This is a genomic window from Cobetia sp. LC6 (assembly GCF_030264805.1).
Classification (GTDB): domain Bacteria; phylum Pseudomonadota; class Gammaproteobacteria; order Pseudomonadales; family Halomonadaceae; genus Cobetia.
The window spans coordinates 38,646-64,680 of sequence record NZ_JASSPL010000001.1; the positions used below are offsets into that span (position 1 = coordinate 38,646).

The window sequence follows — 26,035 nt, forward strand, 5'->3', positions numbered from 1 at the left end:
CCGTCACTGGCGCAAAAGCAGCGTTGCATGGCTGCCAAGGCAAGGATAGGTGCAGGGCCAAGGATAAGGGTAGGCGTGAGGGCAGGTGCAAGAACAGGCGCGAGACGCCCTGCGTAAACAGTGATGGAGCTGCCCAGGGGGCGCTGCGCGAGGGGGCTGACCGAAAAGGGAGCGGGCCGAAAGGAAGGCTGTGCGCAAAGGGCGAAAGGGGCAGGGAGGCAAGCGCCAGAAGAACGTGTCGCAATGCACATCCCTGATGTACAGCGCTAATGCATGGCGCAAATGTACAGCGCTGTCAGTGGCGGTTATTCGTCTTCCTCGAAACGCGCCTCGAACAGCGCCTCGATGGCCAGCATCGCCTCATCGGCCTGTTCGCCCTCGACATCGATCAACAGCGTGGTGCCGCAGGGTGCGGCAAGCATCAGCAATGCCATGACATTGGCTGCATTGGCGCGTCGCTCGCCATGGCTGACCATCACCGTTGCGCAATAGGGCGCACAGCAATTGACCAGCTTGGTGGCTGCGCGGGCGTGCAGCCCGCGGCGGTTGGTCAGCGTCAGCTCACGAGAGGGCATCGCGATGCTCCTGCTGATCACTTGTCTCACCTGGGTTGCTCAGCGCGGTATGAATGCCCAGCTCGCGGTGACGCAGGCGCACCTCAGGCAGGCGCTCGGCAAAGTAGCTCGCCAGCTGCTCGCACAGGTAGACGCTGCGATGCTGGCCGCCGGTACAGCCCACGGACACCGTCAGGTAGCTGCGGTTGCTGTCCTGATAGGCGGGCAGCCAGCGTTCCAGCCAGCCGGCGATATCGTCATGCATCGCCTGGACGGTGGGGTAGCGCTGCAGGAATTCGGCCACGCTGTCATCGCGACCGGTATCGCCGCGCAGATTGATGTCCCAGTACGGGTTGGGCAGGCAGCGGGCATCGAACACCATGTCGGCGTCGGTCGGCACGCCATGCTTGAAGCCGAAGGATTCAAAGGTCAGCGTCAGGTGGCGAGAGCTGTGCTGGGCGACCTGCTCGGTGATCCGCGAGCGCAGGTCGTGCACGCTCAGGTTGGTCGAGTCGATGACCAGATCGGCCTTCTGGCGAATCGGGGCGAGCGTCTTCTGCTCGATCTCGATGGCCTCGGCCAGGGTGTGGTCGTTGTCGCGCGTCAGAGGGTGACGACGCCGGGTCGCCGAGTAGCGTTCCAGCAGCACTCGCGAATCGGTGGTCAGGTAGACGACCTGCACGTCCATGCCACTCTGGCGGACGTTGTCGAGCAATTCGGGGAAGCGGGTCAAGGCTTCCGGCAGGTTGCGGGCATCGATGGAGACCGCGATACGTCGGCGTGCCGGGCTGTCCTGTTCGAGCTGATCGACCAGTGGCGCCAGCAGCATGCCGGGCAGATTGTCGATGGCATAGTAGCCAATGTCTTCCAGCGCCTGGAGAGCGATGGATTTCCCGGAGCCGGAGCGGCCGCTGATGATCACGATCTTCATGAAGTGCTCTCCAAGGGCGAGGTCAACGTCGAAAGAATGCAGGGGTGGGGCAGAAGGTTGCCCGCTATCAGTGCGCTGTACGTCGGCCGATGGGAGGCCAGCAAGACGAAAGCCCGGACGATGTCCGGGCCTGTGATTCAGCGCGCCGGTAATTCGGCGATGGCTTGGGTCAATGCCTCAAAGAGTGCACGCTGGCTGTCTGCCTGGCGCAGGGCCGAGCGATTGGTCGGGGAATTGAGCAATTCCGCGACCTGCCCGAGCAGCGTCAGATGGGTCTCGTCCGCTTCCTCAGGCACCAGCAGCACGAACAGCAGATCGATGGGTTCTCCGTCGATGGCATCGAAGTCGATGGGTTCACCGAGCTTCAGAAACGCAGCGATTGGTGTCTTGCAATGCGGGCTGCGTGCATGGGGCACGGCCACACCGTGGCCGATGCCGGTCGACCCCAGTCTCTCGCGCCCGATCAGGCGCGAGAAGACTTCCTGGCTATCCAGGCTGGGAATGTTCTGTGCGATGAAGGTGCTGAAGAATTCAAGCACCCGCTTCTTGCTCCCCCCGGGGACACCGTAAAGGGTGCGCTCGGGGGGAAGGATCTGATCAAGTGTCATGGCTGAAGGTCAACGGGTCCCGGTGCCCTGAGCACGAGCCTGGGACTTTTCCTTGTGTTTGACCAGCTGGCGATCCAGCTTGTCGGCGAGCGCGTCGATGGCAGCGTACATGTTGGGGTCTTCTGCCAGGGCGTGGAGGTCAGCGCCTGCTGCGTGCAAGGTGCAGGCAGCCTGCTGGCGCTCCTTCTCGATCGACAGTGTCACCTGAACATTGGTGATGTTGTCGTAATGCCGTTCGAGGCGAGCGAGCTTCTCGTTGACGTAATCGCGGAGAGGATCGGTAAGTTCCACATGATGCCCGGTGATATTCACTTGCATGGACACGCTCCTTTATCCAGCGGGTTGCCATTCAATTGTAACCCTTTTTGACTACGAGCAAACCCTGATCGGACGCTCTGCAACAGGCTTGACGACCACCGTCTGGCGATGTTTTCGCGCCCTTGCCAGCGGCATCAGATGTCGTGAGCGTCTGTACCGACAATGCCCAAGCTTTGCGCAAAGATCAACGCTGCGCTGCATCGTGGCTCAGTGCTTGTCTTCAACTCAGTGAGGGGTAACGGAATGGACTTCAAGGTCACGCTTGAAGGGTGGTGCATGAAAGGCGCGCAAGAAGGCGGGTTTTCGTCGCCAATCCCTGCATGTACGCCGCCTTTCAGGCGCTTGGGTTGCGTGGAGCAAGCGGCGTGCCGGAAGGATCACCGAGTGACATCCCGGTGCAATACGGCTAAAAGTGACTTTAAAAACATGCGATTGACGGTAAATGATGCAGCCGGAATGATGGATTTTTGCCATCATCCTGCGCGCCATGATGGGCCATTGACGAGCGGTTGACGGAATGACAGGGCGCGCGCCAGGCGCGCCGGTGTCAGTAATGTCAGAGGCTGGTGAGAGAGAAAACCAGTGTTTGAGGTTGGCGGCAACGGCCATGATAGGAGGGAGACCAGGCGCATGGCAGCCGCAGGTGACGCATCAGGCCAGACGCTTGCGCTCGCTGGAGGATGGGATGCCCATCGCTTCGCGATACTTGGCCACGGTACGGCGTGCGACCTCGATGCCATCGCTGGCGAGCAGATCGACCAGGCGTGAGTCGGAGAGAGGCTTGCGAGCCGGTTCTTCCGCAATCAGCTTGCGGATGCGGGCACGAATGGCGGTGCTTGAGTGGGCGTCGCCACTGCCGCTGCCACCGACCTGGCTCGAGAAGAAGAACTTGAGCTCGAAGACGCCGCGCGGGGTGTGGATGTATTTCTGGGTCGTGACCCGCGAGATGGTCGATTCGTGCATCTCGACCACTTCGGCGATGTTGGCCAGAATCAGTGGCTTCATGCCTTCCTCGCCTTGCTCGAGGAAGTCGATCTGGCGCGCCATGATCTCGCGGCCGACCTTGAGCAGGGTGTCATTGCGTGATGACAGGCTCTTCATCAGCCAGCGCGCTTCCTGCAGGTTGTCCTTGAGGAAGGTGTTGTCGGCGGACTTGTCGGCACGCTTGATCAGTGCGGCGTATTCCGGCTGGATGCGCAGCTTGGGCAGCGCTTCCGGGTTGAGCTCGACCTGCCAGCCGTGGCGGGTATGACGCACCAGTAGATCAGGGATCACGTAATCGCTGGCGGGCTCGCCCCAGGCGGATGCCGGACGCGGATCGAGCGCGCGCACCAGGCGGATGACGTGATCCAGCTCGTCATCGTCAAGGCTCAGTCGGCGCTTGAGCAGCTTGCGATCATCGTTGCCCAGTGCCTCGAGGAATTGACGTACCAGGCGACGCGCCTGCGCCAGCAGCGGCAGATCATCCGGCAGCAGCGCCAGTTGCAGCAGCAGGCACTCGCGCAGGTCGCGGGCGAAGACGCCGGTCGGGTCGAACTGCTGCAGACGCAGCAGTACCTGCTCGAGCTCGGAGGCCTTGAGGCCGGGCAGGCCCTGGCCGCGCAGACCATCGACCAGCTCATCGAGTGACAGGCTCAGGTAACCGGCACCGTCGACGGCATCGATCAGGCTCTCCGCCATCTGGCGTTCACGGCCATCGAGGTCGGTCATCGCCAGCTGCCAGCGCAGGTGGTCCTGCAGGCTCTCGACGCTGGTATTGCGATCGAAGTCCGGCCCTTCTTCGCTCCCGCTGCCACTGCCGGAGCTGGTCAGGCTACCGGCGTGGTCCTGGTAGAGGTCCGACCAGTCACTGTCGAGAGGGTATGCCTCGGGAATCTCGCTCGAGGAGTCGGCAGTGGAGATCTCGCTCGTATCCTGTGTCTCGATGACATCCAGCGACTCGTAGTCCTCGTCGAGCTCCAACATGGGGTTGGACTCGAGGGCTTGCTGAATCTCCTGACGCAGGTCGAGCGTCGACAGCTGCAGCAGCTGGATCGCTTGCTGAAGCTGCGGCGTCATGGTCAGCGAGGTGCCGAGGCGGAGTTGCAGGGTGGGTTTCATGGAGTCAGTCAATTCACGGCAAAGGAACGTGCTTACTACGCTATACCGTGACTCGGGCCACTGACAAGTGGTTGCAGTGAATATTCAAGCAACTTGCATGCCATGTTTACACCAAGGTGGTATGGACGTCATGCATGCGCCTGATGTCAGACATGAAAAAGCCGCTACGCGATAAAATCACGCAGCGGCTTATGAAGCTTTCGCCGTGGGAGGGCTCAGCGCATCCGCTGGCCCTAGAGCGTGAACTCGTGGCCCAGGTAGACGTCGCGTACCTGCTGGTTGGCCAGGATGGAGTCCGCGTCACCGTGAGCGATGATCTGACCATCGCCGACGATATAGGCGGTGTCACAGATATCGAGTGTCTCGCGCACGTTGTGGTCGGTGATCAGCACGCCGATGCCACGGTCACGCAGTTGACGCACGATGCTCTTGATCTCGCCCACCGAGATGGGGTCGACGCCGGCGAAGGGCTCATCGAGCAGTACGAAGTCCGGCTCGGTGGCCAGTGCGCGGGCAATCTCGACCCGACGACGCTCCCCGCCGGACAGGCTCATGCCGGCACTGGCACGAATATGCGTGATGCTGAATTCCTCGAGCAACTCTTCAAGACGTGCCTTGCGGCCATTGCGATCCAGATCCTTGCGGGTTTCCAGAATCGCCATGATGTTGTCGGCCACCGACAGCTTGCGGAAGATCGACGCCTCCTGCGGCAGATAACCGATGCCGGCGCGTGCGCGTTGATGCATGGCGGCAGCGGAAAGGTCCTTGTCGTCGATGGAGACGTTGCCGGCATCGGCGCGCACCAGCCCGACGATCATGTAGAACGAGGTCGTCTTGCCGGCGCCGTTGGGGCCCAGCAGGCCGACGATGTCACCCTGACGGATCTCAAGCGAGATGTCCTTGACCACCTTGCGGCCCTTGTAGGCCTTGGCCAGATGGCGAGCGCTCAGCGTACGCGGGGTAGCAGCAGTCATGACTCAGTTTTCCTTGCTGGCATTGGCGCCGCGCGGCGTCAAAGTCATGTGTACGCGACCGCCTTCGGTCTGCTGTGCCGTCTTGCTGTTGTTGGCGTTCACCTGGCGCTTGTCGAGGAAATACTCCACGTAGCCGCCTTCGAAGGTGTCATCGCCTTTCTCGAGACGCGCATTGCCGACCAGCTCCACGCGGCGCTCCAGCGCATGATAGCGGATGGTGTCGGCCCAGCCCTTGACCAGCTTCTCGTCGGGTGCGGGTTGCTGTTCCAGGTAGGCACGCTTGCCGGTGGCCTTGACCAGCGAGATCTCGCCGCTGCCGGCGCGGCTGATATCGACGCGGCTGGCATCGAGCTTCATGCTGCCCTGGCGCATCTCCACCTGGCCGGTGTAGGTGGCTGTGCCGGCCTTGTCATCGAGAGACAGGGCGTCCGCGGCGATGTTGATCGGCTGGCTGGCATCACTGTCCAGCGCCATGGCGGCCGGGGCGAAGGTGGACATGCCCAGTGCCAGGCAGAGCGCCATGACACCGCTGTTGAGGGTCTGGCGACAGGCCGTCAAGGGCTTGCGAGTCGTGGAAGTCATGGTGGCTCCTTGGCATGACGGGGTCGCCGCCCGAGCAATGATGCCATCGAGCGGCAGGGAAGAAGGTGTTGCGGCGCGGGTCATGGCGCGACGGCCAGCCCGGCAGGTTCATTCACCGCTGGCAGGCGCTGCCTCGAAGGTGCTGTTGATGCGCCCGTCATCGGTAGTGGTGCTGTCGGTGCCCGAGTCGATGCGCTCGGCTTCCTTGCTGGCCTCGCTCTGGCCCGTGCCGGGTTGCAGGACGCTGCGCACGCGGCCCTGCAGCACGGCGGAATCCCGGGAGAGGTCGGCGCTGAAGCTGTCGCTTTCGACATGCTGGCCATTCTGGGTGATCACGACCGGCACGTCACTCCAGGCGCGATTCTGATCACGGCTGTAGTGCAGAACATCGGTATCGAGGGTCCAGCGGTCATCGGGCTGGCGCAGTCTGGCATTGCCCTCGAGAGTGAAGGTGTCGCCGCCGGCGCTCAACACGCCACTGTCCCCCGTGGCATACCAGCGGCGGTCTTCACTGTCGTTGGTGCGAATCTTCGGGGTCTGCGCCCGGGTCACGTCATCGCCTGGCGTATGCTCGATATGCGGCGAGCTCATGGACTGGATCGCCACGCCGCGCGCATCGAAGCGTGTCATGTCTGCCCCGTCGAGATAGTAATCCGGCTCACTGCTGTCGACCTCGACATTGACGGTCGATTCCAGGCTGTTGCGCTGCTCGATCAGCGCCAGCACGCCACCGACGAGCAGCAACAGCAGCATCAGCCAGAGACGCGGAGAAGGGCGGGGCAGGCGTAACATCAGGGGCGCGACTCCTGCAGGTAGGTATCCAGCACCGAGGCCCAGTGGCCCTGTGCCTTGAGCAGCAGATCACAGAGCTCGCGTACGGCGCCATCGCCGCCCTGGCGTGAGGTGACCCAGTTGGCCTCGCTCATCACGTAGGCCATGGCGTTGGGCACGCTGACGCCGAGACCGACACGACGAATGGCCTCGCGGTCCGGCAGGTCATCGCCACAATAGGCGACCTCTTCCAGCTCGATCCCGTGCTCGCGGCACAGGTCGGTCAGCGCGACCAGCTTGTCTTCACGGCCCTGGATGACATCCTGAATGCCCAATTCCTTGGCGCGACGCTCGACCATCGGTGAGCTGCGGCCGGTGATCAGCGCGACGCGAACGCCACTGCGCAGCACCAGCTTGAGGCCATGGCCATCCTGGACGTGGAAGGACTTGGTCTCGACACCGTTGGCATCGTAGTGCAGGCGGTTGTCGGTGAGCACGCCATCGACATCCAGCGCCAGCAGGCGCACGCGGCGTGCGCGGTCGATGATGTCCTGCGGATATTCTTCGCTCAGGGAATTCGTGTCGCTCATGGTCTTTCTCCTCGCACTCCGTGCATGCTTGACGCTGTCCTGTGAACGGCGCTGATGGGCGTTGAGCGGTAGCGTCTACTGTCGGGACGATCTGCCGTCGAACAGAGACAGCGAACGCCCGCGGGAGTTCAGATCACGCCGCTGGCCAGCAGGCCGTGCATATGGATGGCTCCGATGGGGTGCTCATCCTCGTCACAGACTACCAGAACGCTGATGCGGTTTTCTTCCATGATGCGCACCGCTTCGGCGGCCAGCATGCTGGCACGCACGGTCTTGCCGCCGCGGGTCATGACATCATCGACCTTCAGCGCGCGCAGATCGCCGTGCTGGTCGAGTGTGCGGCGCAGGTCACCATCGGTATAGACGCCGACCAGGTGGTCGTCATCATCGATCACGCAGGTGAAGCCCATGCCTTGACGTGTGATCTCGAGCAGCGCATCGCGCAGCGGGCTGCCGAGTGCCACGCGCGGCAGGGCGTCGCCATGATGCATCACGTCCTGGACTCGCAGCAGCAGGCGGCGACCCAGGCTGCCGCCCGGGTGGGAAAGGGCGAATTCCTCGGCAGTGAATCCGCGGGCCTCCAGCAGTGCCACTGCCAGGGCGTCGCCCATCACCAGCGCAGCGGTGGTCGAGGCGGTGGGTGCCAGGTTCAGCGGACAGGCTTCCTGGGCAACGCTGGTGTCCAGATGCGCCTCGGCATCACGCGCCAGGGTCGAGCCGGGTTTGCCGGTCATCGAGACCAGCGGGGTGCCCATGCGCTTCAAGAGCGGCAGCAGCGCAGTGACTTCGGCGGTCTCTCCGGAGTTGGACAGCGCCAGTACCACATCGGCCGGCGTGATCATGCCCAGGTCGCCATGGCTGGCTTCACCGGGGTGGACGAAGAAGGCCGGGGTGCCGGTGCTGGCCAGGGTGGCGGCGATCTTGCTGGCGACATGGCCGGATTTGCCCATGCCGGTCACGATGACGCGGCCCTTGGTGGCGAGCATCAGCTGACAGGCGCGGTCGAAGTCGTCATCGAGATGGCTTTCGAGCGCGGCGATGGCCGCCTCTTCGATGGCGAAGGTGCGACGGGCGCTGGCGCGAAAATCCGCCTGGCTGGCCGGAGTCTCATCAGCGGCGGCGGACTGGCTGGATGCTGAGGCGCCAGGTGCGGTGGCGTGTGGAGTGCTGGAAGGCTCTGTCATGATCGAATTGTTGCCTGTGGTTGGCCAGGGCTCAGGCCGCGCGGAAAGGGCGTGTATCCCGCGCGGCGGCGTGGCAAACGATGATGAAGACGCTGCCGTCAGCGAGTCAGGCTGATGGCAAGCCAGGCCGTGTAGGCCAGATAGCCGGCGAGCAGGATAACACCCGGGCCACGGCCGATGCGCCCACGGCGCTGCCAGATAAGCAACGCGGCCAGCAGCAGCGTCAGCCCCAGCATCACCGGATAGTCACGGCTGATGGCGCTGCCATCCACCGGACCCGGCGCCAGCAGGCCCGGCACGGGCAGCACGGCAAGGATGTTGAACAGGTTGGAACCGATGACATTGCCGATGGCGATGTCGTGATGGCGCTTGAGGGCGCTGGCCACGCTGGTGGCCAGTTCCGGCAGGCTGGTGCCGATGGCGATCACGGTCAGGCCGATGATCAATTCCGGCACGCCGAGTGCCTGGGCGATGTCGGTCGCCCCCCACACCAGCGCACGCGAGCTGGCGATCAATACCGTCAGACCGACCAGTAGCCAGAAGATGGCGCGTCCGGTGCTCATCTCGGGTACGTCATCCTGGCTTTCCGTCTCGCTTGGCGAGTCGACCTTGAACAGCCACACCAGCGTGAAGACCAGCAGGGCCAGCAACAGGATGCCATCGAGACGCTCAAGCCCGCTGTTGGACAGCGCATAACCGCCCAGCGCCGTGGCCGCCAGCAGCAGCGGCAGCTCGCGGCGCACCAGCCCGAAATGCACCGGAATCGGGGCGATCAGCGCCGTGACGCCGAGCACCAGGCCGATATTGGCGATGTTGGAGCCAAGCGCATTGCCGGTCGCGATATCCGGAGTGCCATCAAGAGAGGCCATGATGGAGACGACGATCTCGGGGGCAGAGGTGCCGACCGAGACGATCGTCATCCCGATCAGCAGTTTGCTCATCCCGGCGCGCCACGCAGTGGCCGCGGCTCCTTCGATGAAGCGATCAGCACTCCAGACAAGGCCAATCAGGCCGATGACGACTGCGAGGATGGGATATAGCATCAGAACTCTCGGGGCAGGGGGCAGGGCGGTGGCGTATCGCCGGGAACCGCGCCATTAAACGCATCCCCCCAATCCTTTGCAAGGCAGTGGCCGTGTTCCCATTGTTGAGCGCATTGCTGACCGTGTCGCTCCCCGCGGCACGGCTCTGTTGCCTTGATGAGACTGGCGGCGCAGGGGTGGGTTCGGATACGATGTTCGCTAACTAACTTGATCCTTGGATCCCATGACTCGGACATTCGTCCTGTTCACGAGCCGACTGCGTGTGGCTTGTCACGGCGAAGGTCCCTCACAGCGGATGCTTCTATGACTGATTTGCCCGGTCAGACCGCAACCCGGACGGGTGCGGACGGCCAGGATGCGCAGGCTTCTTCACGCGGCGCGGCAGGCGAGATCAATCTCGATGACGCCCTGATTCGTGTCGAAGGCCTGCGGTTCACCCGTGGAGAACGCGAGATATTCTCCGGCATCGACCTCAAGATCCCGCGCGGCAAGATAACCGCCATCATGGGGCCTTCCGGTACCGGCAAGACGACACTGCTCAAGTTGATCGGCGGCCAGTTGACGCCCTCGGCGGGGCGCGTCGAGATCGCCGGGTTGCACGTGCATGGCCTGTCGCGGCGCGAGCTGTTTCGCATGCGCCGTCGCATGGGCATGCTGTTTCAGAGCGGTGCCCTGTTCTCCGACCTGAGCGTGTTCGAGAACGTCGCCTTCCCGTTGCGCGTCCACACCGACCTCCCCGATGCGATGATTCGTGACATCGTGCTGATCAAGCTCGAATCCGTCGGGCTGCGCGGCGCGCGTGAACTGATGCCGGCCGAACTCTCCGGCGGCATGACACGGCGTGTCGCGCTGGCGCGAGCCATCGCGCTGGACCCGGACCTCATCATGTACGACGAGCCGTTCGCCGGGCAGGACCCCATCTCGATGGGCGTGCTGGTCAATCTGATCCGGCGCCTCAACGATGCGCTGAGCATGACGGCGCTGGTGGTCTCGCACGACATCAAGGAAACGCTGACCATCGCCGATTACGTCTATGTGATCGCCGATGGCAAGGTGATGGCGCAGGGTACCCCCGAGGCGCTGAACGCCGAATCGGACCCGCGCGTGGCCCAGTTCATCCACGGTAAGCCGGATGGCCCGGTGCCCTTCCATTACCCCGCCCCGGACTTCGCCGGCGACATTCTCGATGGTCGCGAAGCGGCAACCCGCAGGAGAGAGTCATGAGTGGTCTGAATCGTGGCCCGCTCGGGGCCATCACGTCACTGGGCCGCAGCAGCATCGACGTGATCGCGGCCATCGGGCGTGCCGGCATGCTGCTGGTGCAGGCCGGTATCGGCATCCCGTCCCGTGAGGGCATCGGCCTGTGGATGCGGCAGATGCACTTCGTCGGTGTGCTGTCGCTGGCCATCGTGCTGGTCTCGGGGCTGTTCATCGGCATGGTGCTGGCGCTGCAGGGCTACACCATTCTGGTCGGTTTCGGTGCCGAGGAGGCGCTGGGGCAGATGGTGTCGCTGTCACTGCTGCGTGAGCTGGCACCTGTGGTCGCGGCCTTGCTGTTCGCCGGGCGTGCGGGGTCGGCGCTGACGGCGGAGATCGGCCTTATGAAGGCCACCGAGCAGTTGACCAGCATGGAGATGATCGGCGTCGATCCGCTCAAGCGCATCGTCGCGCCGCGCCTGTGGGCCGGGTTCGTCTCGCTGCCGCTGCTGACCATCGGCTTCAGTGTCGTGGGGATCTGGGGCGGCAAGCTGGTGGGGGTCGACTGGCTGGGCATCTACGAGGGCGCCTACTGGAGCAGCATGCAGTCGAACGTCGATTTCATCGGTGATGTCATGAATGGCGTCATCAAGTCACTGGTCTTCGGGCTGGTGGTCAGCTGGATCGCCGTCTTCCAGGGCTATGACCTGATCCCGACCTCGGAAGGCATTTCGCGCGCCACCACACGTACCGTGGTTTATTCATCTTTAGCGGTGCTGGGACTCGACTTTGTCCTCACGGCCGTCATGTTCGGAGAGATTTGATGAAACGTACCCGCATGCTCGAGTTCGGCGTGGGCCTGTTCATACTCGCTGGTTTCCTGGGAATGGTCTTCCTGGGGCTGCGTGTCAGCGGCGTCACGTTCCAGCAGGCCGATGACACCTTCGTGCTCAATGCCAACTTCTCAGGGATCGGAAGCCTCAAGGCGCGGTCAAAGGTCACGATGGCAGGTGTTGCCGTCGGCAGCGTCGAGAAGATCGAGCTGGACCCGAAGTGGTTTGACGCCCGTGTCACGATGAAGCTGGACAGCAGCCTGCGTGGCAAGCTGAGCAAGGACACCACCGCCGCCATCCTGACGTCCGGCCTGCTGGGCGAGCAGTACATCGGCCTGAGTACCGGGGGAGACCCGGACGTGCTGGAGGACGGCGACACCATTCGCGATACCCAGTCTGCACTGGTGCTGGAGGAGTTGATCCAGCAGTTCGTGTCCAATTTTTCGAAGAGCTGATTCTGGAAGCGCTGATTCTCGAAGCGCTGTTCATCGAAGCCCGGGCACCCGGCGCATGCGTGTAATACGCCGAAAGACCTGATTCGGTGCTTGCAGCTTCGCGTTCCAGCACGATGCACATTTTCAAGGAGCAACCCTGATGACCTCTAGCCTCAAGAAGCTGTTTCGTCCGTTGAGCGTGCTGAGCCTGTCCGCCCTGATGGCGCTGAGCCCGCTGGCCATGGCCGCCCCGCAGGAGCCGGACGTGCTGCTGCGTGACACGGTCGAGGGCCTGACCACCAAGATCGATAGCCGCGAGAGCTACTACAAGGACAACGTCGACGAGCTGGAAAGCCTGGTGGATTCCGCGCTGAAGCCGGTGGTGGATTATCGCTATATCGCCGCCAGTGTGATGGGCAAGTACTTCAAGGGCGCCTCTCCTGAGCAGCGCACCGAATTCTCCAAGGTCTTCCATGACACCCTGATCGGCACCTATGCCAAGGGTCTGGTGAGTTTCGATTACGCCAGGCTGGACGTGAAGGACAGCGAAGGCGAGCGTCGCTATGAAGACCAGGACACCGTCTACATGGACGTGGTCGATACCAAGGGCAAGGTCTACCCGGTGGCCTATTCCATGCGTCTGCGCAACGACGAGTGGAAGGTGGTCAACGTGATCGTCAATGGCGTCAACCTGGGCCTGACCTTCCGTAACCAGTTCGACCAGGCCATGCGTGACAACGGCCGCGACATCGATGCCGTCATCAAGGGCTGGCAGCCGGATGTCGACCTCGAGAAGGGTGAGGGGGATCAGGGCAACGGTTGAGCCCTGTCGTCGCCATGACCATGAAAACTCTCTTCGATCGCGAGGGCGTCACGCTGGAAGCCGGTGACGCACGGTTGAGCCTGAGTGGCCAGCCGGATTTCGACAATGCCGCAGAGCTGGCGGATTCCGGCAGGAAATGGCTGGGGCGCCGCGATGATGGGGTTTCCATCGATCTCTGCGGCGTGGATAGCGCCAGCACCGCTACCCTGAGCGTGCTGCTCGAGTGGCAGCGCCATCTGGCGGAGCATGGTGGGCATGTCACTCATCTCGCGCTGTCCCCCGCCTTGAGCCGACTGGCGGCAGTCTCCGGACTGGAAAACCTGCTGCCGGGGCTGAATGTCGCTGAGATCAGCGCAGAGCCCCCGCTGTCACTCGAGACGTCCTGAGCCAGCGGTGGCCTGATTGTCTGTCAGGCTGCACCGCTTTGCTGGATGCTAGAGGCTTGTCCTAATCGCCATTCATGCGCGCGGCAACGTGGAGGCAGCGATTGACTGCCAATCGCGTTCCCGCGCGCTTTTGATTACCATGTGCGGTCATATCGCATCGATCGTCGCGCAAGGATTCCCTGCCACGATCCCGACATGTACCGCGAAGGAGTCATCGCCCGTCATGCAACCGAATGATGTCAAGGCCCTGCTCGAGGCTCGTATCGAGAACGTCGATTTTCATATCCAGGGTGAGGGCTGCAATTTCCAGGTCGTCGCCGTGGGGGATGTCTTTGCCGAGCTGAGTCGCGTCAAGGCCCAGCAGCTGGTCTACTCCGCACTCAATGACGAGATCCGCTCTGGCGCGCTGCATGCCATCAGCATTCGTACCTATACCCCGGCGCAGTTCGAAGCTGCCGCCGGCAACGCTCAGGGTTGACCGGAACATTTCATGGATAAGCTGATCATCACTGGCAACGGGCCGGTCAACGGGGAAGTCTGGGCCAGCGGCGCCAAGAATTCGGCACTGCCCATTCTGGCAGCCACGCTGCTGTCGGAAGGCCCCGTGACCATCAGCAACCTGCCGCATCTGCAGGACATCACGACCAGCCTCGAGCTGCTCGGGCGCATGGGCGTCGAGCCGGTGATGGGCGACAACATGACCGTGCAGCTCGATGGCTCCAAGGTCGAGCATTGTCACGCGCCCTACGACCTGGTCAAGAAGATGCGTGCCTCGATTCTGGTGCTGGGCCCGCTGCTGGCGCACTTCGGTAGTGCCGAGGTCTCGCTGCCGGGCGGCTGCGCCATCGGCTCGCGTCCGGTGGATCTGCACATCCGTGGCCTTGAGGCGATGGGGGCCGAGATCACGGTCGAGAATGGCTACATCCGCGCCAAGGCGCCGGGTGGCCGCTTGAAAGGCGCGCGTATCGTCTTTGACGTCGTGACCGTCACCGGTACCGAGAACCTGCTGATGGCCGCGACCCTGGCCGATGGCCGCACCGTGCTGGAAAACGCCGCGCGTGAGCCGGAAGTCGTCGATCTGGCCGAGTGCCTGATCGCGATGGGCGCCAGGATCACGGGCCAGGGCTCCGACACCATCGTCATCGACGGTGTCGAGAAGCTGCACGGTTGTGAATACTCCGTCATGCCGGACCGCATCGAGACCGGCACCTTCCTGGTCGCGGCGGCTGCCTCGCGCGGCAAGGTGCGTGTCACGCGTACGCGTGCCGACACCCTGGACGCCGTACTGGCCAAGCTGGAAGAAGCCGGCGCCACCATCACCACCGGTGATGACTGGATCGAGCTGGACATGCACGGCAAGCGCCCGAAGGCGGTCAATATCCGTACGGCGCCGTACCCGGCATTCCCCACCGACATGCAGGCCCAGTTCGTGGCGATGAATGCGGTCGCGGAAGGCACCAGCACCGTGATCGAGACCATCTTCGAGAACCGCTTCATGCACGTGCAGGAGCTCAACCGCATGGGCGCCCACATCGCGCTCGAGGGCAACACCGCGGTCGTGACCGGCACCGAGCGCCTGTCCGGCGCGCCGGTGATGGCGACGGACCTGCGCGCCTCTGCCTCGCTGGTGATCGCGGCGACCGTCGCCGACGGCGAGACCATGGTTGATCGCATCTATCACATCGACCGCGGTTACGAGTGCATCGAAGAGAAGCTGTCCGGGCTGAACGTGATCATTCGTCGCTCCGCCGGCTGATCAGTGGCCCACCTCGCGCTGTCGGTGTTGATTGACCGACAGCGCGTGCCGAATTCCTACGTACAAGCACGGGCGAATACCCCATGAGCAAGCAACTGGTCGTCGCCCTCTCCAAGGGGCGTATCCTCAAGGAAACCCTGCCGCTGCTGGCTGACGCTGGCATCGAGCCGCTGGAAGATCTCGACAAGAGCCGCAAGCTGCTCTTCGATACCAATCTGCCGGACGTCAAGCTGGTCATCATTCGTGCCACCGACGTGCCGACCTACGTGCAGCTGGGCGCGGCCGATCTCGGGATCGCCGGCAAGGACGTGCTGCTCGAGCATGGTGCCGAAGGCCTGTACGAGCCGCTGGACCTGGAAATCGCCAAGTGCCGCCTGATGACCGCCGGTGTCGTCGGTCAGCAGCAGCAGGGCGCTCGCCGCCGTGTCGCGACCAAGTTCGTCGATGTCGCGCGTCGCTATTACGCCGAGCAGGGCATCCAGGCCGAAGTCATCAAGCTTTACGGCGCGATGGAACTGGCCCCGCTGATGAACCTGGCCGACGAGATCGTCGATATCGTCGACACCGGCAACACCCTGCGCGCCAACGGCATGGAGCCGCGCGAGCTGATCACCGACATCAGCACGCGTCTGGTGGTCAACAAGGCCGCCATGACAATGAAGCACGATCGTCTCAAGCCGTTGATCGATCGCCTGCGTCAGGCCGTGGAAGCTCGCCGCGAGGCGTGATGGCGGCGTGCTGTTGGCATCGGTCCTATGGATACCCAAGGTCGCATAGATGACCGTGGCAGAAGATGACACTCGAAACGCCAGCTGCCGCCCCCTGCTCATCACGATGCTTTTCAAGATGATGCGGGCAGGCGCTGGACAGAGCCCGTCCGGTTCAGCCTTCTCTGCCAAGCAATGAGAAAAGAGGTTCGCATGGATACCTTGATCAACCGGCTTGATAGCCGTGATACCGATTTTACCGCCCGCCTGGACCGCTTGCTGTCATGGGAAGGCGTGTCCGATGCAGAGGTTCAGCATCGAGTCACCGACATCCTCGCGCGCGTCAAGCAGGAAGGCGATGCGGCGCTGGTGGAGTTCTCCAATCGCTTCGACCGCCTGAATGTCTCGAACATGGCCGAGCTGGTCATCGGTGCCGAGCGTCTGGCCCAGGCCTATACCGACCTGCCGGCGGATCAGCGCGAGGCGCTGGCCGTGGCTGCCGAGCGTGTGCGTGTCTATCACAAGCACCAGAAGCCGGAAAGCTGGTCCTTCAAGGACGAGCACGGCAGCCTGCTGGGCCAGAAGGTCACGCCGCTGGACCGTGCCGGGATCTACGTGCCGGGCGGCAAGGCGGCCTATCCGTCTTCCGTGCTGATGAATGCGATTCCGGCGCATGTCGCGGGCGTACGCGAGATCATCATGGTCGTGCCGACGCCGGACGGCGTGGTCAATGAGCTGGTGCTGGCCGCGGCGCACCTGGCGGGTATCGACCGTGTCTTCACCATCGGCGGCGCCCAGGCCGTGGCGGCGCTGGCCTATGGCACCGAGAGCGTGCCGCGGGTCGACAAGATCGTCGGCCCCGGCAACATCTACGTGGCGACTGCCAAGCGTGCGGTGTTCGGTCAGGTCGGTATCGACATGATCGCCGGACCGTCCGAGATTCTGGTGGTCAGCGATGGTGTGACCGACCCGGACTGGCTGGCGATGGACCTGTTCTCCCAGGCCGAGCATGACGAAGATGCTCAGGCGATCCTGATCGGGTGGGATGACGAGCACCTGGCCGCCGTCGAGGCCTCCATCGAGCGCCTGGCGCCGACCATGGAGCGCGCCGAGATCATCCTGACCTCGCTGCGTGAGCGCGGTGCCCTGATTCGCGTCAGCGGGCCGGAGCAGGCGCTGGAGCTGACCAACCGCATCGCGCCGGAGCACCTGGAGCTTTCGGTGGCGAATCCCGAGGAGTGGGTCGAGGGCGTGCGTCACGCCGGCGCCATCTTCATGGGCTCGCACACCTCCGAGGCGCTGGGCGATTACTGCGCCGGGCCGAACCACGTGCTGCCGACCTCCGGCACCGCGCGCTTCTCCTCGCCGCTGGGCGTCTATGACTTCCAGAAGCGTTCCTCGCTGATCCAGTGCTCGCCGGAAGGCGCGTCAGTGCTCGGGCGTACAGCCTCGGTGCTGGCACACGGCGAGTCACTGACGGCGCATGCGCGCAGTGCCGAGAATCGCATTCTCGACTGAGGTTGAGACTGAGCCTTGTCTGGTCAGTAAAAGAAGCCCCGCGACGGACACCGTCGCGGGGCTTCTTTCATCATGGAGCGGGTGTTCTGCTCAAGGCGTCGCGCCGATACTCTGGCTCAGTCCTTGTCCTGCAGGGTCGGTTCGGCGGCCGCCGGCGTGTTGTCGGGAATCGGGCGCTCGCCGACCTTGACGTCGATGTCCAGTGTCTTGCCGTCACGCAGCAGGCGCAGTTCCAGCGCATTGCCGGGTTTGACGGCGGCGATGTCGGCCATGGCCAGGCGTGCATCCAGCAGGCGCTTGCCGCCGATGGCGGTCAGGATATCGCCCGGACGCAGGCCGGCGCGTGCGGCAGGGCCGTCACGCAGTACGGCGGCCACCACCACGCCTTGCGGGGCGCTCAGGCCGAAGGAGTGCGCCAGCGACGGCGTCAGTTCCTGCACTTCCAGGCCCAGCCAGCCACGAATCACGCGACCGTGATCGACCAGCGATTCGAGGATGTCGCGCGCCAGGTTGGCGGGGATGGCGAAGCCGATGCCCTGCGAGCCGCCGGAGCGCGAATAGATGGCGGTATTGATGCCGACCAGTGAGCCGTCGGTGTTGATCAGCGCGCCGCCGGAGTTGCCGGGGTTGATCGCGGCATCGGTCTGGATGAAGTCTTCATAGGCGTTCAGGCCAAGATGGTTGCGCCCGGTGGCCGAGATGATGCCCATGGTGACCGTCTGGCCGACCCCGAAGGGGTTGCCGATCGCCAGCGAGACATCGCCGACATGGACCTGGGCGGAATCGGCGATCGCGACGGTGGGCAGGTTGTCGAGATCGATCTTGAGTGCCGCGAGGTCGGATTCCGGGTCCACGCCCACGACCTTGGCGAATGTCTCGCGGCCATCGCGCAGGGCGACCTGAATCTGGTCGGCGCCCTGGATGACGTGGTTGTTGGTCAGGATATAGCCGTCACTGGAGAGAATGACGCCGGAGCCCAGGCTCGACAGCATGCGCTGGCTGCGCAGGGCGTCCTCCCCGTAGAACTGGTTGAAGAAGGGATCGGACATCAGCGGATGCTTGCTGTCGTCCTTGATCTCGCGCGAGGAGTAGATGTTGACCACCGCCGGTGCGGCAGCGTCCACTGCGGCCTGATAGCTGGCCGGGCCGCTGTTGCGCTGCAGCGGCGGTGCTTCACGCAGTACCGGGTCTGCCGACTCTTCGCGCTGCGCCGCTGACAGCGTCAGGCTCGGAGGCGGCAGTACCTGCTGATTGGCGGCGGAGTTCCGTGACGGGCTCGGATAGGGGGTGTTGCCTGCCTGCTCGCTCTGCTGCGGGGCGGGCTCGCCCAGGCCCAGCGTCGGAAAGCGGTCCAGCACGACGACGGCCAGCAGGACGCCGGTGACGACGGGCCATAGTAGCGGGAGCAGTGTACTGCGAAGAGAACGGGGCATCGGATTACCTGATGAAAAGTCTGCGCATCGACGCGATGCTGCGGACATGAAGATGGATAGCCTGATAGTCCGCGTGCCAACGCGAAGGGATGGCCCCGGTCAAGGCGCGACACGCTTACATGGCGCCGATGCGCCGTTACAATGCTCGCCAGTGTAACACTCGATGATTCTGACTGCTGGAGGCCCAATGGCTGATCGTGACACGCTGATGAAGGCACTGGATGGCTGTCTGGAGGCGCAGGCCTTCAAGGACTATACCGTCAATGGCTTGCAGGTGGAGGGGCGTCGTGAGGTGCGCCGGGTGATGACCGGCGTGACGGCCAGTCAGGCGCTGCTCGATGAGGCGATCGCCTGGCAGGCCGACCTGGTGCTGGTGCACCACGGCTACTTCTGGAAGAACGAACCGGCCCAGATCACCGGCATGAAGCGTCGGCGCCTCAAGACCTTGCTGGCCAATGACATCAATCTGGCGGCTTTCCACCTACCGTTGGATGCGCATCCGACCCTGGGCAACAATGCCCAGCTGGCCGAGCGTCTGGGGCTGGTCAGTGAAGGTTGTCTGGATGGCGTGCCCGGGCGTGGTCTGGTGCATGTCGGGCGCCTGGCCGCTGAGGTGGAAGGGCTGGACAGCGCCGCGCTGGGGGCCGAGTTCAGTCGGCGTCTCGGGCGTGAGGTGCTGGTGGTGGCCGGTCATGATCGCCCCATCAAGCGCATTGCCTGGTGCACCGGCGGCGCTCAGGACTATATCGGTCTGGCCGTCGAGGCCGGCGTCGATGCCTTCCTCTCGGGCGAGATTTCCGAGCGCACCACCCATAGCGCCCGTGAAGAGGGAGTGACCTACTTCGCGGCGGGGCATCATGCGACCGAGCGTGACGGTGTGCGTGCCCTGGGCGAATGGCTGGCCGCCGAGCATGGTGTGGAGCACCGCTTCGTGGATATCGACAACCCGGCGTGACATCTGATGCCGGAAACGACAACGACCACCTCGCAAGGTGGCCGTTGTCGTTTTCAGATGCCGTGAAATGTTCACGACAGCAAACGATCAGATACGCGGCGGGTTGGTGGCCGGAGTCTCGCCTTCACTCGGTTGCGGCTTCAGGCCGAAGTCCTCTGACAGGGTGCCGCGGTTGTCGGCGTAATCCCGCGGCAGGTCGACCTTGTCGGTCTCGCTGTCGTCCGGCGTGGTGTCGGTGTCCAGCAGGCGGCGCTTGAGCTGGCTGTCATCGCACAGCGCGGTGGCGCCAGTGGCCAGGTGCTGGCGCAGCTCATTGCCGGCACGCTGGATCTGGTCGGTCAGGTCGCTGGCCTTGGAGAAGTGGTCATTGAGGGCATCGCGGAACTGGGTCAGCTCCAGCTCGCGCTCAGCCAGCTTCTGGCGGGTCTTCTGATTGCGGGCCACGTTGGCATTCAGCAGGTGGTAGCACAAGGCGCCGATACCGATGCCAGCCAGAAAACAGGCAATGGCCAGGATCCAGTCAATGTTGCTCTCGTTCACGTCGCTCTCCTTGTGTCACGACTGCGGTGATCGTCACCGCTGGGGCATGGTAGCGCTGAGATACGATGCCGGTATTCAATGATGTTCCATCACGCCGATCTCGGGATCGGTCTGGTGTCCAGCAGGTCAGCGCCGCTTGCCGCTGTCCTTCTTGCCTTGGTCTTTCCTGGCTCAGTCTTTCGTGCCGCTTGCGTTTCGAAAGCGTCCACGCGCCATTATATCGGTGTGGTGCAGCGATGCGTCAATTCACTCGGCGCGCGACCTTGGTCGCCTGTCGTCGCAGCCGGTGGGGTATGGGTGGATACCAGCCAATGCCTTGCGAGTGATGAGCGCGGTGAAAGCCACCTCGCACAGCCGATTGCTGGCCGGCGAGTGGGTAAAGCGGCCATCAAGGCGTATAATGCCGCGCAATTTCGTTCTTGCCTGCCCGCCGTGTCGGGTCAGGCGTGTTCTTGTTCTTTTCATGTCAGGCGTGCGCCAGTGCGTGGCGCCTGACCTGCAGCGGGTTTCTCAATGCCAGCACCGACGCCTCTCGAGAAGTACCAGGCAGACCTCAAGCGTGATGACTTTGCCTACGATGCCGCCCAGGAAGATGCGGTCCGCCATCTGCAGCGTCTCTACGACGACCTCGTGCGCACGCCGCGTCAGACGCCTGACAAGGTGTCCGACGCGACGGGGGGCGGCGGGCTGGGCTCCAAGGTGCGTCGTCTGTTCGGCAAGCCGTCACGCACGGCGCCTGTCGATGAAGCGCCCGAGATCATGGGCCTCTACTTCTGGGGCGGCGTGGGGCGTGGCAAGACCTATCTCGTCGATACCTTCTACGAGAGCCTGCCGTTTGCCGACAAGATGCGCACGCACTTCCACCGCTTCATGCAGCGTGTCCACAACGAGCTTGGCCACTACAAGGGCGAGAAGAACCCGTTGACTCTGGTGGCGGCCAAGTTCGCCGTCGAGGCGCGCGTGATCTGCTTCGACGAATTCTTCGTCAAGGACATCACCGATGCGATGATTCTCGCCACCCTGTTCGAAGAGCTGTTCAAGCAGGGCGTGGTGCTGGTCGCGACCTCCAATATCGTGCCGGACGACCTCTACAAGGACGGTCTGCAGCGGGCGCGCTTCCTCCCGGCGATCGACCTGGTCAAGCGTCACTGCACGGTGGTCAACGTCGATTCGGGCATCGACTACCGTCTGCGCGCGCTGGAGCACGCTGAGCTCTTCCATAGCCCGCTGGGCGATGACAGTGCCGCGCGGCTGGCGCGGGAATTCCGCTCCATCGCCGGTGCCGAAGGCCATGCCGATGAAGGTCTGAGCATCAATCACCGCGTGCTGCACGCCCTGCGTCGCCATGAAGACGTGGTGTGGTTCCACTTCGACGAGCTGTGTGATGGCCCGCGTAGCCAGAATGACTACATCGAGCTGGCACGTGAGTTCCACACCGTGCTGGTGTCCGAGGTGCCGCAGATGGGGCGCGACAGTGACGACCAGGTGCGTCGTTTCATCAACATGGTCGATGAGTTCTATGACCGTGGCGTAAAACTGCTGATGAGCGCCGCGACGCCCGTCGAGGACCTCTACACCGGCGGCAATCTGGATTTTGAATTCCAGCGCACGCTGTCACGTCTGCAGGAAATGCAATCGCGTGAGTATCTCGCGCTGCCGCACAAGCCGTGAGACCTGCGGCAAGGGCAAAATAGCCTTTGTGGTAGGCGGGCATGACATGTACAATGCGCGCTCGCTCGAACTGTTGACCGGTTCTCGAGCCATCCTGAGTCATTCACTCCTGATGGGCGAGGGCAGTCTGGAGATGAGAGGTCAGTGACTGCGCAAGCAGCATGCCGCTCGCTGCCAGACGTCGGACAACCAAGAAAAATAGGGATTGGTCGCGCACACAGGTGCAAGACCCGACTATAGGTGATTCATCCATGAAGACGTTTACTGCTAAGCCGCAGTCCGTCCAGCGTGACTGGTTCGTCGTCGACGCAGCCGGCAAGACGCTGGGCCGTATGGCTACCGAAATTGCTCGTCGCCTGCGCGGCAAGCATAAAGCCGAGTACACTCCGCACGTTGATACTGGCGATTACATCGTCGTCATCAACGCCGAGAAAGTCGCTGTGACCGGTCGCAAGGCAGAAGCCAAGACCTACTACCGTCACACCGGTTACCCGGGCGGCCTGCGCTCCATGAACTTCAACCAGATGATCGAGCACAAGCCTGAGCGCGTGATCGAACTGGCTGTCAAGGGCATGCTGCCGAAGGGCCCGCTGGGTCGTGCCATGCAGTCCAAGCTGAAAGTCTATGCTGGCTCCGAGCATCCGCACGCTGCGCAGCAGCCGCAAGAACTGAACATCTGAGGGAAGCATCGCCATGACACAGCAGCACTACGGTACCGGGCGCCGCAAGACTTCTACCGCGCGCGTCTTCCTGAAGCCGGGCACCGGCAAAATCACCGTCAACCAGCGTGACCTGAACGACTACTTCGGTCGTGTGACAGGCCGCATGGTTGTTCGTCAGCCGCTCGAGCTGACCGAAACTACCGAACAGTTCGACGTCTACGTCACTGTTGCTGGTGGTGGTGGTTCTGCCCAGGCCGGCGCTATCCGTCACGGCATCACTCGTGCCCTGATGGCTTACAACGAAGACTTCCGTCCGGCCCTTCGCGCCGCCGGTTACGTCACTCGTGACGCCCGTGAAGTCGAGCGTAAGAAAGTCGGCCTGCGCAAGGCCCGTCGTCGTCCGCAGTTCTCCAAGCGTTAAGAGAACTCGCGTCGACCACAAGAACGTCCAGTGCCCGCAAGGGCGCTGGGCGTTTTTTTTGCGGTCTTGCTACACGATTGACGAAAGCGGCTTTGGTCAAGGTGGCTTTCTTGAGTTGTGAGCGCTCTGTTCTTGCCCTTTAATACAAGCAAGCATCAAATGCTCGGCAAGTGGATGGCCCAGCATCAAGCGGTAGTGTTTGGGGGATAACAATAAAATGTCAGATCATGCTGTGAACCGAGGGCGACGCCGCTTCCTCGTCAGCGCAACTGCCGTGGTCGGGGCGGTAGGGGTGGTCGGTATCGCAACGCCCTTTCTGGCGTCCTGGCAGCCAAGTGCGCGTGCCCGTGCGGCAGGCGCGCCTGTCACGGCGGATATCTCGCGGCTGGCACCCGGCCAGCAGATGACCATCGAGTGGCGCGGCAAGCCGGTGTGGGTGGTGCGTCGCACTCCCGAGATGATCGCCGATATCCGCGCCATCCCTCCCGCAGAGCTGCAGGACCCCGAGTCACTGCGTCCCCAGCAGCCTCCTTATGTCGATGCCGTGCTGCGTTCCATCAAGCCGGAATATGTGGTGTTGGTGGGAATCTGCACGCACCTGGGCTGCTCGCCTGGTTATCGTCCCGAGATCGGCGCGGCGGATCTCGGCGCGGACTGGCCGGGCGGCTATCTGTGTGCCTGCCATGGGTCCAGGTTCGATCTCGCCGGGCGAGTCTTCACCGGAGTGCCGGCGCCTTCGAATCTGGAGGTGCCGCCGCATCGCTACGAGAGTGAGCAGGTGCTGGTGGTGGGTGTCGACGAGGAGGCTGCCTGATGGGGAATCCAAACCGTGCCAAGGCGCCGCGCGGCATCATGCGCTGGATCGATGATCGTCTGCCGGCCACCCAGTTTCTGCAGGACCACCTGACCGGCTATTACGCGCCGAAGAACTTCAACTTCTTCTACTTCTTCGGTTCGCTGGCCTTGCTGGTGCTGGTCAATCAGATATTGACCGGCATCTGGCTGACGATGAGCTATACGCCGAGTGCCGAGGAGGCCTTTGCCTCCATCGAGTACATCATGCGCGATGTGGAGTACGGCTGGCTGATCCGCTACATGCATTCCACCGGCGCCTCGGCCTTCTTCGTGGTCATCTATCTGCACATGTTCCGTGGCCTGCTCTATGGCTCCTACCGTGCGCCTCGCGAGCTGGTATGGATCTTCGGCATGTGCATCTATCTGGCACTGATGGCCGAGGCCTTCATGGGCTATCTGCTGCCCTGGGGGCAGATGTCCTACTGGGGGGCGCAGGTGATCATCTCGCTGTTCACGGCGATTCCGGTCATCGGGGCAGATCTGGCGCAGATGATTCGTGGCGACTATCTGATCTCGGGAATCACCCTGAACCGCTTCTTTGCGCTGCATGTCATCGCCTTGCCGCTGGTGATCGTCGGGCTGGTGGTGCTGCATCTGGTGGCGCTGCACGAGGTGGGCTCGAACAACCCCGATGGCATCGAGATCAAGGACAGGAAGGACGAGGCGGGGCAGCCGCTGGATGGCATTCCGTTCCATCCCTATTACACGGTGAAGGACCTCGTCGGCGTCGGCGTCTTCCTGTTCGTGTTCTGTGCGGTGATCTTCTACTTCCCCGAAGGTGGCGGCTACTTCCTGGAGACGCCCAACTTCGAGCCGGCCAATTCGCTCAAGACGCCCGAGCACATCGCGCCGGTATGGTACTTCACGCCGTTCTACGCCATGTTGCGCGCGGTCAATTATCCGCTGTTCGGCGTGGATGCCAAGTTCTGGGGCGTGGTAGTCATGGGGCTGGCCATCGCCATCCTGTTCGTGCTGCCGTGGCTGGATCGCTCGGCGGTGCGCTCGATCCGCTACAAGGGCTGGCTGTCGCGTATCGCCATCGTCATCTTCGTGGTCAGTTTCGTGACGCTGGGCGTACTGGGGGTGATGCCGCCCACGCATGAGCGCACGATCATCGCGCAGCTGGCGACCGTGGCATATTTCGCCTTCTTCATACTGATGCCGCTGTATACGCGCTTCGAGACGACGCGAGCGGTGCCTGACAGAGTGACGGGCCGATGAGCGCGCTGATGGGTGGGGCAAAGGGGTGGCTCAAACGCGGGCTGGCAGCAGGGTTGCTGGCCGTAGTGAGTCTGTTGGGGTCGGGTATGGTGAGCGCGGCGAGCAGTGCGGTGCCGCTGGAGACGATGCAGCCGGATCTGCATGATCAGCCCTCGCTGCAGCGTGGCATGCAGCTTTACACCAATTACTGTCTCGGCTGTCATGGCCTGCAATATCAGCGTTACTCGCGCGCCGCGGAGGATCTGGGGATGCCCGAGGACCTGGTCGAGCAATATCTGATTCTCTCGCCAGCGCTCAAGATCAATGACACCATGCGCACGGGCATGCAGAAAGAAGACGCGGCCGGCTGGTTCGGCACGCCGCCACCGGATCTGTCGCTCGAGGCGCGTCTGCGCGGCACTGACTGGATCTACACCTACCTGAAAAGCTTCTATCGCGATGCGTCACGTCCGTGGGGCGTGAACAATGCGGTCTTCCCCCAGGTCGGCATGCCGCATGTACTGGAACCGCTGCAGGGCGTGCAGGAAAAGGTCTGTGGGCAGAGTGATCTGGCGGTAGCGGGGGCGGAAATGGATCCCGACACGGGGCGTTATGCGTCCTGTGATATTCTAGAGATCACCCAGCCTGGCAGCATGACGGTTGGGGAGTTCGATCAGGCGATGTGGGATCTGACCAATTTTCTGGCCTATGTCGGCGAGCCTTCGCGACTCAAGGCTGAGAGCATGGCCCCCAAGGTGTTAATATTCATTCTGATCTTTACCTTGCTGGCGTATCTTCTCAAGAAGGAATACTGGCGCGACATTCATTGATGGCCCCCGGGGCGGGGTCTCAGTGATAATGGCGAGCCGGCAGTGACGGGCGCGCGGCTGATCAGTCGCGCGCCCGCTTGCGTCGCCTCGAGGTGGCGCAGGCTGACCCTCTGGCAGGGCCCGTTGTGACAAGGGCAGGCCAGAGGAAACTTATCCCCG

Annotated in this window: 29 protein-coding genes; 16 read left to right on the forward strand and 13 right to left on the reverse strand. The window is 63.1% G+C overall.

What is annotated here, in order from left to right:
* Nucleotides 1–305: 305 nt before the first annotated feature.
* The 11 genes from QQF40_RS00175 to QQF40_RS00225 all read right to left on the reverse strand — a co-directional run bounded on the left by QQF40_RS00175 (nucleotide 306) and on the right by QQF40_RS00225 (nucleotide 9,655).
* Complete coding sequence (locus QQF40_RS00175; protein ID WP_175088345.1) at nucleotides 306–575, reverse strand: HPr family phosphocarrier protein; 270 nt, start codon at nucleotides 573–575, stop codon at nucleotides 306–308.
* Entirely contained in the window at nucleotides 562–1,485 is a 924-nt protein-coding gene (gene rapZ, locus QQF40_RS00180; RefSeq protein ID WP_175088344.1) for an RNase adapter RapZ, read from the reverse strand. Before rapZ ends, QQF40_RS00175 begins: the two co-directional genes overlap by 14 nt.
* A 137-nt stretch (nucleotides 1,486–1,622) precedes the next feature.
* A complete protein-coding gene (locus tag QQF40_RS00185; protein WP_043332557.1) occupies nucleotides 1,623–2,093 on the reverse strand; it encodes a PTS sugar transporter subunit IIA in 471 nt (156 codons plus the stop codon).
* A 9-nt stretch (nucleotides 2,094–2,102) separates the two neighbouring features.
* Nucleotides 2,103–2,411 carry a ribosome hibernation-promoting factor, HPF/YfiA family gene (gene hpf / locus QQF40_RS00190; RefSeq protein ID WP_175088343.1) on the reverse strand — a complete coding sequence of 103 codons (309 nt, stop codon included), beginning with the start codon at nucleotides 2,409–2,411 and terminating at the stop codon, nucleotides 2,103–2,105.
* A 651-nt stretch (nucleotides 2,412–3,062) separates the two neighbouring features.
* Nucleotides 3,063–4,511, reverse strand: coding sequence for an RNA polymerase factor sigma-54 (locus QQF40_RS00195; protein ID WP_285460097.1), 1,449 nt, complete (start codon nucleotides 4,509–4,511; stop codon nucleotides 3,063–3,065).
* 233 nt (nucleotides 4,512–4,744) lie between these two features.
* Nucleotides 4,745–5,485 (reverse strand): LPS export ABC transporter ATP-binding protein, encoded by a 741-nt coding sequence (gene lptB, locus QQF40_RS00200; protein WP_043332551.1) that lies wholly within the window; start codon nucleotides 5,483–5,485, stop codon nucleotides 4,745–4,747.
* A 3-nt stretch (nucleotides 5,486–5,488) separates the two neighbouring features.
* Nucleotides 5,489–6,067 (reverse strand): lipopolysaccharide transport periplasmic protein LptA, encoded by a 579-nt coding sequence (gene lptA / locus QQF40_RS00205; protein WP_225347607.1) that lies wholly within the window; start codon nucleotides 6,065–6,067, stop codon nucleotides 5,489–5,491.
* Nucleotides 6,068–6,175: 108 nt separating this feature from the next.
* Nucleotides 6,176–6,859: an LPS export ABC transporter periplasmic protein LptC gene (gene lptC / locus QQF40_RS00210; RefSeq protein ID WP_175088341.1), complete on the reverse strand. Its 684-nt coding sequence runs from the start codon at nucleotides 6,857–6,859 to the stop codon at nucleotides 6,176–6,178.
* Nucleotides 6,859–7,428, reverse strand: coding sequence for a KdsC family phosphatase (locus QQF40_RS00215; protein WP_052384400.1), 570 nt, complete (start codon nucleotides 7,426–7,428; stop codon nucleotides 6,859–6,861). Before QQF40_RS00215 ends, lptC begins: the two co-directional genes overlap by 1 nt.
* A gap of 128 nt (nucleotides 7,429–7,556) precedes the next feature.
* Nucleotides 7,557–8,612, reverse strand: coding sequence for a KpsF/GutQ family sugar-phosphate isomerase (locus QQF40_RS00220; RefSeq protein WP_285460098.1), 1,056 nt, complete (start codon nucleotides 8,610–8,612; stop codon nucleotides 7,557–7,559).
* 98 nt (nucleotides 8,613–8,710) lie between these two features.
* Nucleotides 8,711–9,655 (reverse strand): calcium/sodium antiporter, encoded by a 945-nt coding sequence (locus QQF40_RS00225; RefSeq protein WP_285460099.1) that lies wholly within the window; start codon nucleotides 9,653–9,655, stop codon nucleotides 8,711–8,713.
* 303 nt (nucleotides 9,656–9,958) lie between these two features.
* Between QQF40_RS00225 and QQF40_RS00230 the strand changes: the two genes are divergently transcribed.
* The 9 genes from QQF40_RS00230 to hisD all read left to right on the forward strand — a co-directional run bounded on the left by QQF40_RS00230 (nucleotide 9,959) and on the right by hisD (nucleotide 17,309).
* Complete coding sequence (locus tag QQF40_RS00230; RefSeq protein ID WP_175088338.1) at nucleotides 9,959–10,879, forward strand: ABC transporter ATP-binding protein; 921 nt, start codon at nucleotides 9,959–9,961, stop codon at nucleotides 10,877–10,879.
* Nucleotides 10,876–11,676 (forward strand): lipid asymmetry maintenance ABC transporter permease subunit MlaE, encoded by an 801-nt coding sequence (gene mlaE / locus QQF40_RS00235; RefSeq protein ID WP_175088337.1) that lies wholly within the window; start codon nucleotides 10,876–10,878, stop codon nucleotides 11,674–11,676. The genes QQF40_RS00230 and mlaE overlap by 4 nt, the downstream gene beginning before the upstream one ends.
* Nucleotides 11,676–12,140: an outer membrane lipid asymmetry maintenance protein MlaD gene (mlaD, locus tag QQF40_RS00240; protein WP_043332545.1), complete on the forward strand. Its 465-nt coding sequence runs from the start codon at nucleotides 11,676–11,678 to the stop codon at nucleotides 12,138–12,140. Before mlaE ends, mlaD begins: the two co-directional genes overlap by 1 nt.
* Nucleotides 12,141–12,279: 139 nt before the next feature.
* Nucleotides 12,280–12,942, forward strand: coding sequence for an MlaC/ttg2D family ABC transporter substrate-binding protein (locus tag QQF40_RS00245; RefSeq protein ID WP_175088336.1), 663 nt, complete (start codon nucleotides 12,280–12,282; stop codon nucleotides 12,940–12,942).
* Between the two features lie 14 nt (nucleotides 12,943–12,956).
* The gene (locus QQF40_RS00250) at nucleotides 12,957–13,328 is read left to right on the forward strand and encodes an STAS domain-containing protein (protein ID WP_254626951.1); all 372 of its coding nucleotides are present in this window, start codon (nucleotides 12,957–12,959) and stop codon (nucleotides 13,326–13,328) included.
* Between the two features lie 223 nt (nucleotides 13,329–13,551).
* Complete coding sequence (locus QQF40_RS00255) at nucleotides 13,552–13,806, forward strand: BolA family protein (RefSeq protein ID WP_043332541.1); 255 nt, start codon at nucleotides 13,552–13,554, stop codon at nucleotides 13,804–13,806.
* A gap of 12 nt (nucleotides 13,807–13,818) precedes the next feature.
* Nucleotides 13,819–15,084, forward strand: coding sequence for a UDP-N-acetylglucosamine 1-carboxyvinyltransferase (gene murA / locus QQF40_RS00260; RefSeq protein ID WP_175088335.1), 1,266 nt, complete (start codon nucleotides 13,819–13,821; stop codon nucleotides 15,082–15,084).
* A gap of 83 nt (nucleotides 15,085–15,167) precedes the next feature.
* Complete coding sequence (gene hisG, locus QQF40_RS00265) at nucleotides 15,168–15,812, forward strand: ATP phosphoribosyltransferase (RefSeq protein WP_043332537.1); 645 nt, start codon at nucleotides 15,168–15,170, stop codon at nucleotides 15,810–15,812.
* 192 nt (nucleotides 15,813–16,004) lie between these two features.
* On the forward strand, nucleotides 16,005–17,309 hold the full coding sequence (gene hisD / locus QQF40_RS00270) for a histidinol dehydrogenase (protein ID WP_175088334.1): 1,305 nt from the start codon (nucleotides 16,005–16,007) through the stop codon (nucleotides 17,307–17,309).
* A gap of 116 nt (nucleotides 17,310–17,425) precedes the next feature.
* Here the strand turns inward: hisD and QQF40_RS00275 are convergent, their stop codons facing one another.
* Nucleotides 17,426–18,742 carry a S1C family serine protease gene (locus QQF40_RS00275; protein WP_175088333.1) on the reverse strand — a complete coding sequence of 439 codons (1,317 nt, stop codon included), beginning with the start codon at nucleotides 18,740–18,742 and terminating at the stop codon, nucleotides 17,426–17,428.
* Nucleotides 18,743–18,929: 187 nt separating this feature from the next.
* Between QQF40_RS00275 and QQF40_RS00280 the strand changes: the two genes are divergently transcribed.
* Nucleotides 18,930–19,697, forward strand: a complete 768-nt coding sequence (locus tag QQF40_RS00280; RefSeq protein ID WP_285460100.1) for a Nif3-like dinuclear metal center hexameric protein — start codon at nucleotides 18,930–18,932, stop codon at nucleotides 19,695–19,697.
* Nucleotides 19,698–19,784: 87 nt separating this feature from the next.
* Here the strand turns inward: QQF40_RS00280 and QQF40_RS00285 are convergent, their stop codons facing one another.
* A complete protein-coding gene (locus tag QQF40_RS00285; protein WP_043332529.1) occupies nucleotides 19,785–20,237 on the reverse strand; it encodes a Z-ring associated ZapG family protein in 453 nt (150 codons plus the stop codon).
* A 513-nt stretch (nucleotides 20,238–20,750) separates the two neighbouring features.
* On the opposite strand from QQF40_RS00285, the gene zapE reads away from it, so the two are divergent.
* The 6 genes from zapE (at nucleotide 20,751) to QQF40_RS00315 (ending at nucleotide 25,876) form a co-directional block, all read left to right on the forward strand.
* Complete coding sequence (gene zapE, locus QQF40_RS00290; protein WP_043332526.1) at nucleotides 20,751–21,908, forward strand: cell division protein ZapE; 1,158 nt, start codon at nucleotides 20,751–20,753, stop codon at nucleotides 21,906–21,908.
* A gap of 251 nt (nucleotides 21,909–22,159) precedes the next feature.
* Nucleotides 22,160–22,588, forward strand: coding sequence for a 50S ribosomal protein L13 (gene rplM / locus QQF40_RS00295; protein WP_043332524.1), 429 nt, complete (start codon nucleotides 22,160–22,162; stop codon nucleotides 22,586–22,588).
* Between the two features lie 13 nt (nucleotides 22,589–22,601).
* Nucleotides 22,602–22,991 carry a 30S ribosomal protein S9 gene (rpsI, locus tag QQF40_RS00300; protein WP_043332522.1) on the forward strand — a complete coding sequence of 130 codons (390 nt, stop codon included), beginning with the start codon at nucleotides 22,602–22,604 and terminating at the stop codon, nucleotides 22,989–22,991.
* A 217-nt stretch (nucleotides 22,992–23,208) separates the two neighbouring features.
* Nucleotides 23,209–23,805: a ubiquinol-cytochrome c reductase iron-sulfur subunit gene (gene petA / locus QQF40_RS00305; RefSeq protein ID WP_175088330.1), complete on the forward strand. Its 597-nt coding sequence runs from the start codon at nucleotides 23,209–23,211 to the stop codon at nucleotides 23,803–23,805.
* Nucleotides 23,805–25,067, forward strand: a complete 1,263-nt coding sequence (locus QQF40_RS00310; RefSeq protein WP_285460101.1) for a cytochrome b — start codon at nucleotides 23,805–23,807, stop codon at nucleotides 25,065–25,067. The genes petA and QQF40_RS00310 overlap by 1 nt, the downstream gene beginning before the upstream one ends.
* Nucleotides 25,064–25,876, forward strand: a complete 813-nt coding sequence (locus tag QQF40_RS00315) for a cytochrome c1 (RefSeq protein ID WP_285460102.1) — start codon at nucleotides 25,064–25,066, stop codon at nucleotides 25,874–25,876. The genes QQF40_RS00310 and QQF40_RS00315 overlap by 4 nt, the downstream gene beginning before the upstream one ends.
* Nucleotides 25,877–26,035: the final 159 nt, after the last annotated feature.

Coding starts and splice junctions, on each gene's coding strand:
- QQF40_RS00175 (WP_175088345.1), bottom strand. CDS start 575: ATGCCCTCTCGTGAGCTGACGCTGACCAACCGCCGCGGGCTGCACGCC.
- rapZ (WP_175088344.1), bottom strand. CDS start 1,485: ATGAAGATCGTGATCATCAGCGGCCGCTCCGGCTCCGGGAAATCCATC.
- QQF40_RS00185 (WP_043332557.1), bottom strand. CDS start 2,093: ATGACACTTGATCAGATCCTTCCCCCCGAGCGCACCCTTTACGGTGTC.
- hpf (WP_175088343.1), bottom strand. CDS start 2,411: ATGCAAGTGAATATCACCGGGCATCATGTGGAACTTACCGATCCTCTC.
- QQF40_RS00195 (WP_285460097.1), bottom strand. CDS start 4,511: ATGAAACCCACCCTGCAACTCCGCCTCGGCACCTCGCTGACCATGACG.
- lptB (WP_043332551.1), bottom strand. CDS start 5,485: ATGACTGCTGCTACCCCGCGTACGCTGAGCGCTCGCCATCTGGCCAAG.
- lptA (WP_225347607.1), bottom strand. CDS start 6,067: ATGACTTCCACGACTCGCAAGCCCTTGACGGCCTGTCGCCAGACCCTC.
- lptC (WP_175088341.1), bottom strand. CDS start 6,859: ATGTTACGCCTGCCCCGCCCTTCTCCGCGTCTCTGGCTGATGCTGCTG.
- QQF40_RS00215 (WP_052384400.1), bottom strand. CDS start 7,428: ATGAGCGACACGAATTCCCTGAGCGAAGAATATCCGCAGGACATCATC.
- QQF40_RS00220 (WP_285460098.1), bottom strand. CDS start 8,612: ATGACAGAGCCTTCCAGCACTCCACACGCCACCGCACCTGGCGCCTCA.
- QQF40_RS00225 (WP_285460099.1), bottom strand. CDS start 9,655: ATGCTATATCCCATCCTCGCAGTCGTCATCGGCCTGATTGGCCTTGTC.
- QQF40_RS00230 (WP_175088338.1), top strand. CDS start 9,959: ATGACTGATTTGCCCGGTCAGACCGCAACCCGGACGGGTGCGGACGGC.
- mlaE (WP_175088337.1), top strand. CDS start 10,876: ATGAGTGGTCTGAATCGTGGCCCGCTCGGGGCCATCACGTCACTGGGC.
- mlaD (WP_043332545.1), top strand. CDS start 11,676: ATGAAACGTACCCGCATGCTCGAGTTCGGCGTGGGCCTGTTCATACTC.
- QQF40_RS00245 (WP_175088336.1), top strand. CDS start 12,280: ATGACCTCTAGCCTCAAGAAGCTGTTTCGTCCGTTGAGCGTGCTGAGC.
- QQF40_RS00250 (WP_254626951.1), top strand. CDS start 12,957: ATGACCATGAAAACTCTCTTCGATCGCGAGGGCGTCACGCTGGAAGCC.
- QQF40_RS00255 (WP_043332541.1), top strand. CDS start 13,552: ATGCAACCGAATGATGTCAAGGCCCTGCTCGAGGCTCGTATCGAGAAC.
- murA (WP_175088335.1), top strand. CDS start 13,819: ATGGATAAGCTGATCATCACTGGCAACGGGCCGGTCAACGGGGAAGTC.
- hisG (WP_043332537.1), top strand. CDS start 15,168: ATGAGCAAGCAACTGGTCGTCGCCCTCTCCAAGGGGCGTATCCTCAAG.
- hisD (WP_175088334.1), top strand. CDS start 16,005: ATGGATACCTTGATCAACCGGCTTGATAGCCGTGATACCGATTTTACC.
- QQF40_RS00275 (WP_175088333.1), bottom strand. CDS start 18,742: ATGCCCCGTTCTCTTCGCAGTACACTGCTCCCGCTACTATGGCCCGTC.
- QQF40_RS00280 (WP_285460100.1), top strand. CDS start 18,930: ATGGCTGATCGTGACACGCTGATGAAGGCACTGGATGGCTGTCTGGAG.
- zapE (WP_043332526.1), top strand. CDS start 20,751: ATGCCAGCACCGACGCCTCTCGAGAAGTACCAGGCAGACCTCAAGCGT.
- rplM (WP_043332524.1), top strand. CDS start 22,160: ATGAAGACGTTTACTGCTAAGCCGCAGTCCGTCCAGCGTGACTGGTTC.
- rpsI (WP_043332522.1), top strand. CDS start 22,602: ATGACACAGCAGCACTACGGTACCGGGCGCCGCAAGACTTCTACCGCG.
- petA (WP_175088330.1), top strand. CDS start 23,209: ATGTCAGATCATGCTGTGAACCGAGGGCGACGCCGCTTCCTCGTCAGC.
- QQF40_RS00310 (WP_285460101.1), top strand. CDS start 23,805: ATGGGGAATCCAAACCGTGCCAAGGCGCCGCGCGGCATCATGCGCTGG.
- QQF40_RS00315 (WP_285460102.1), top strand. CDS start 25,064: ATGAGCGCGCTGATGGGTGGGGCAAAGGGGTGGCTCAAACGCGGGCTG.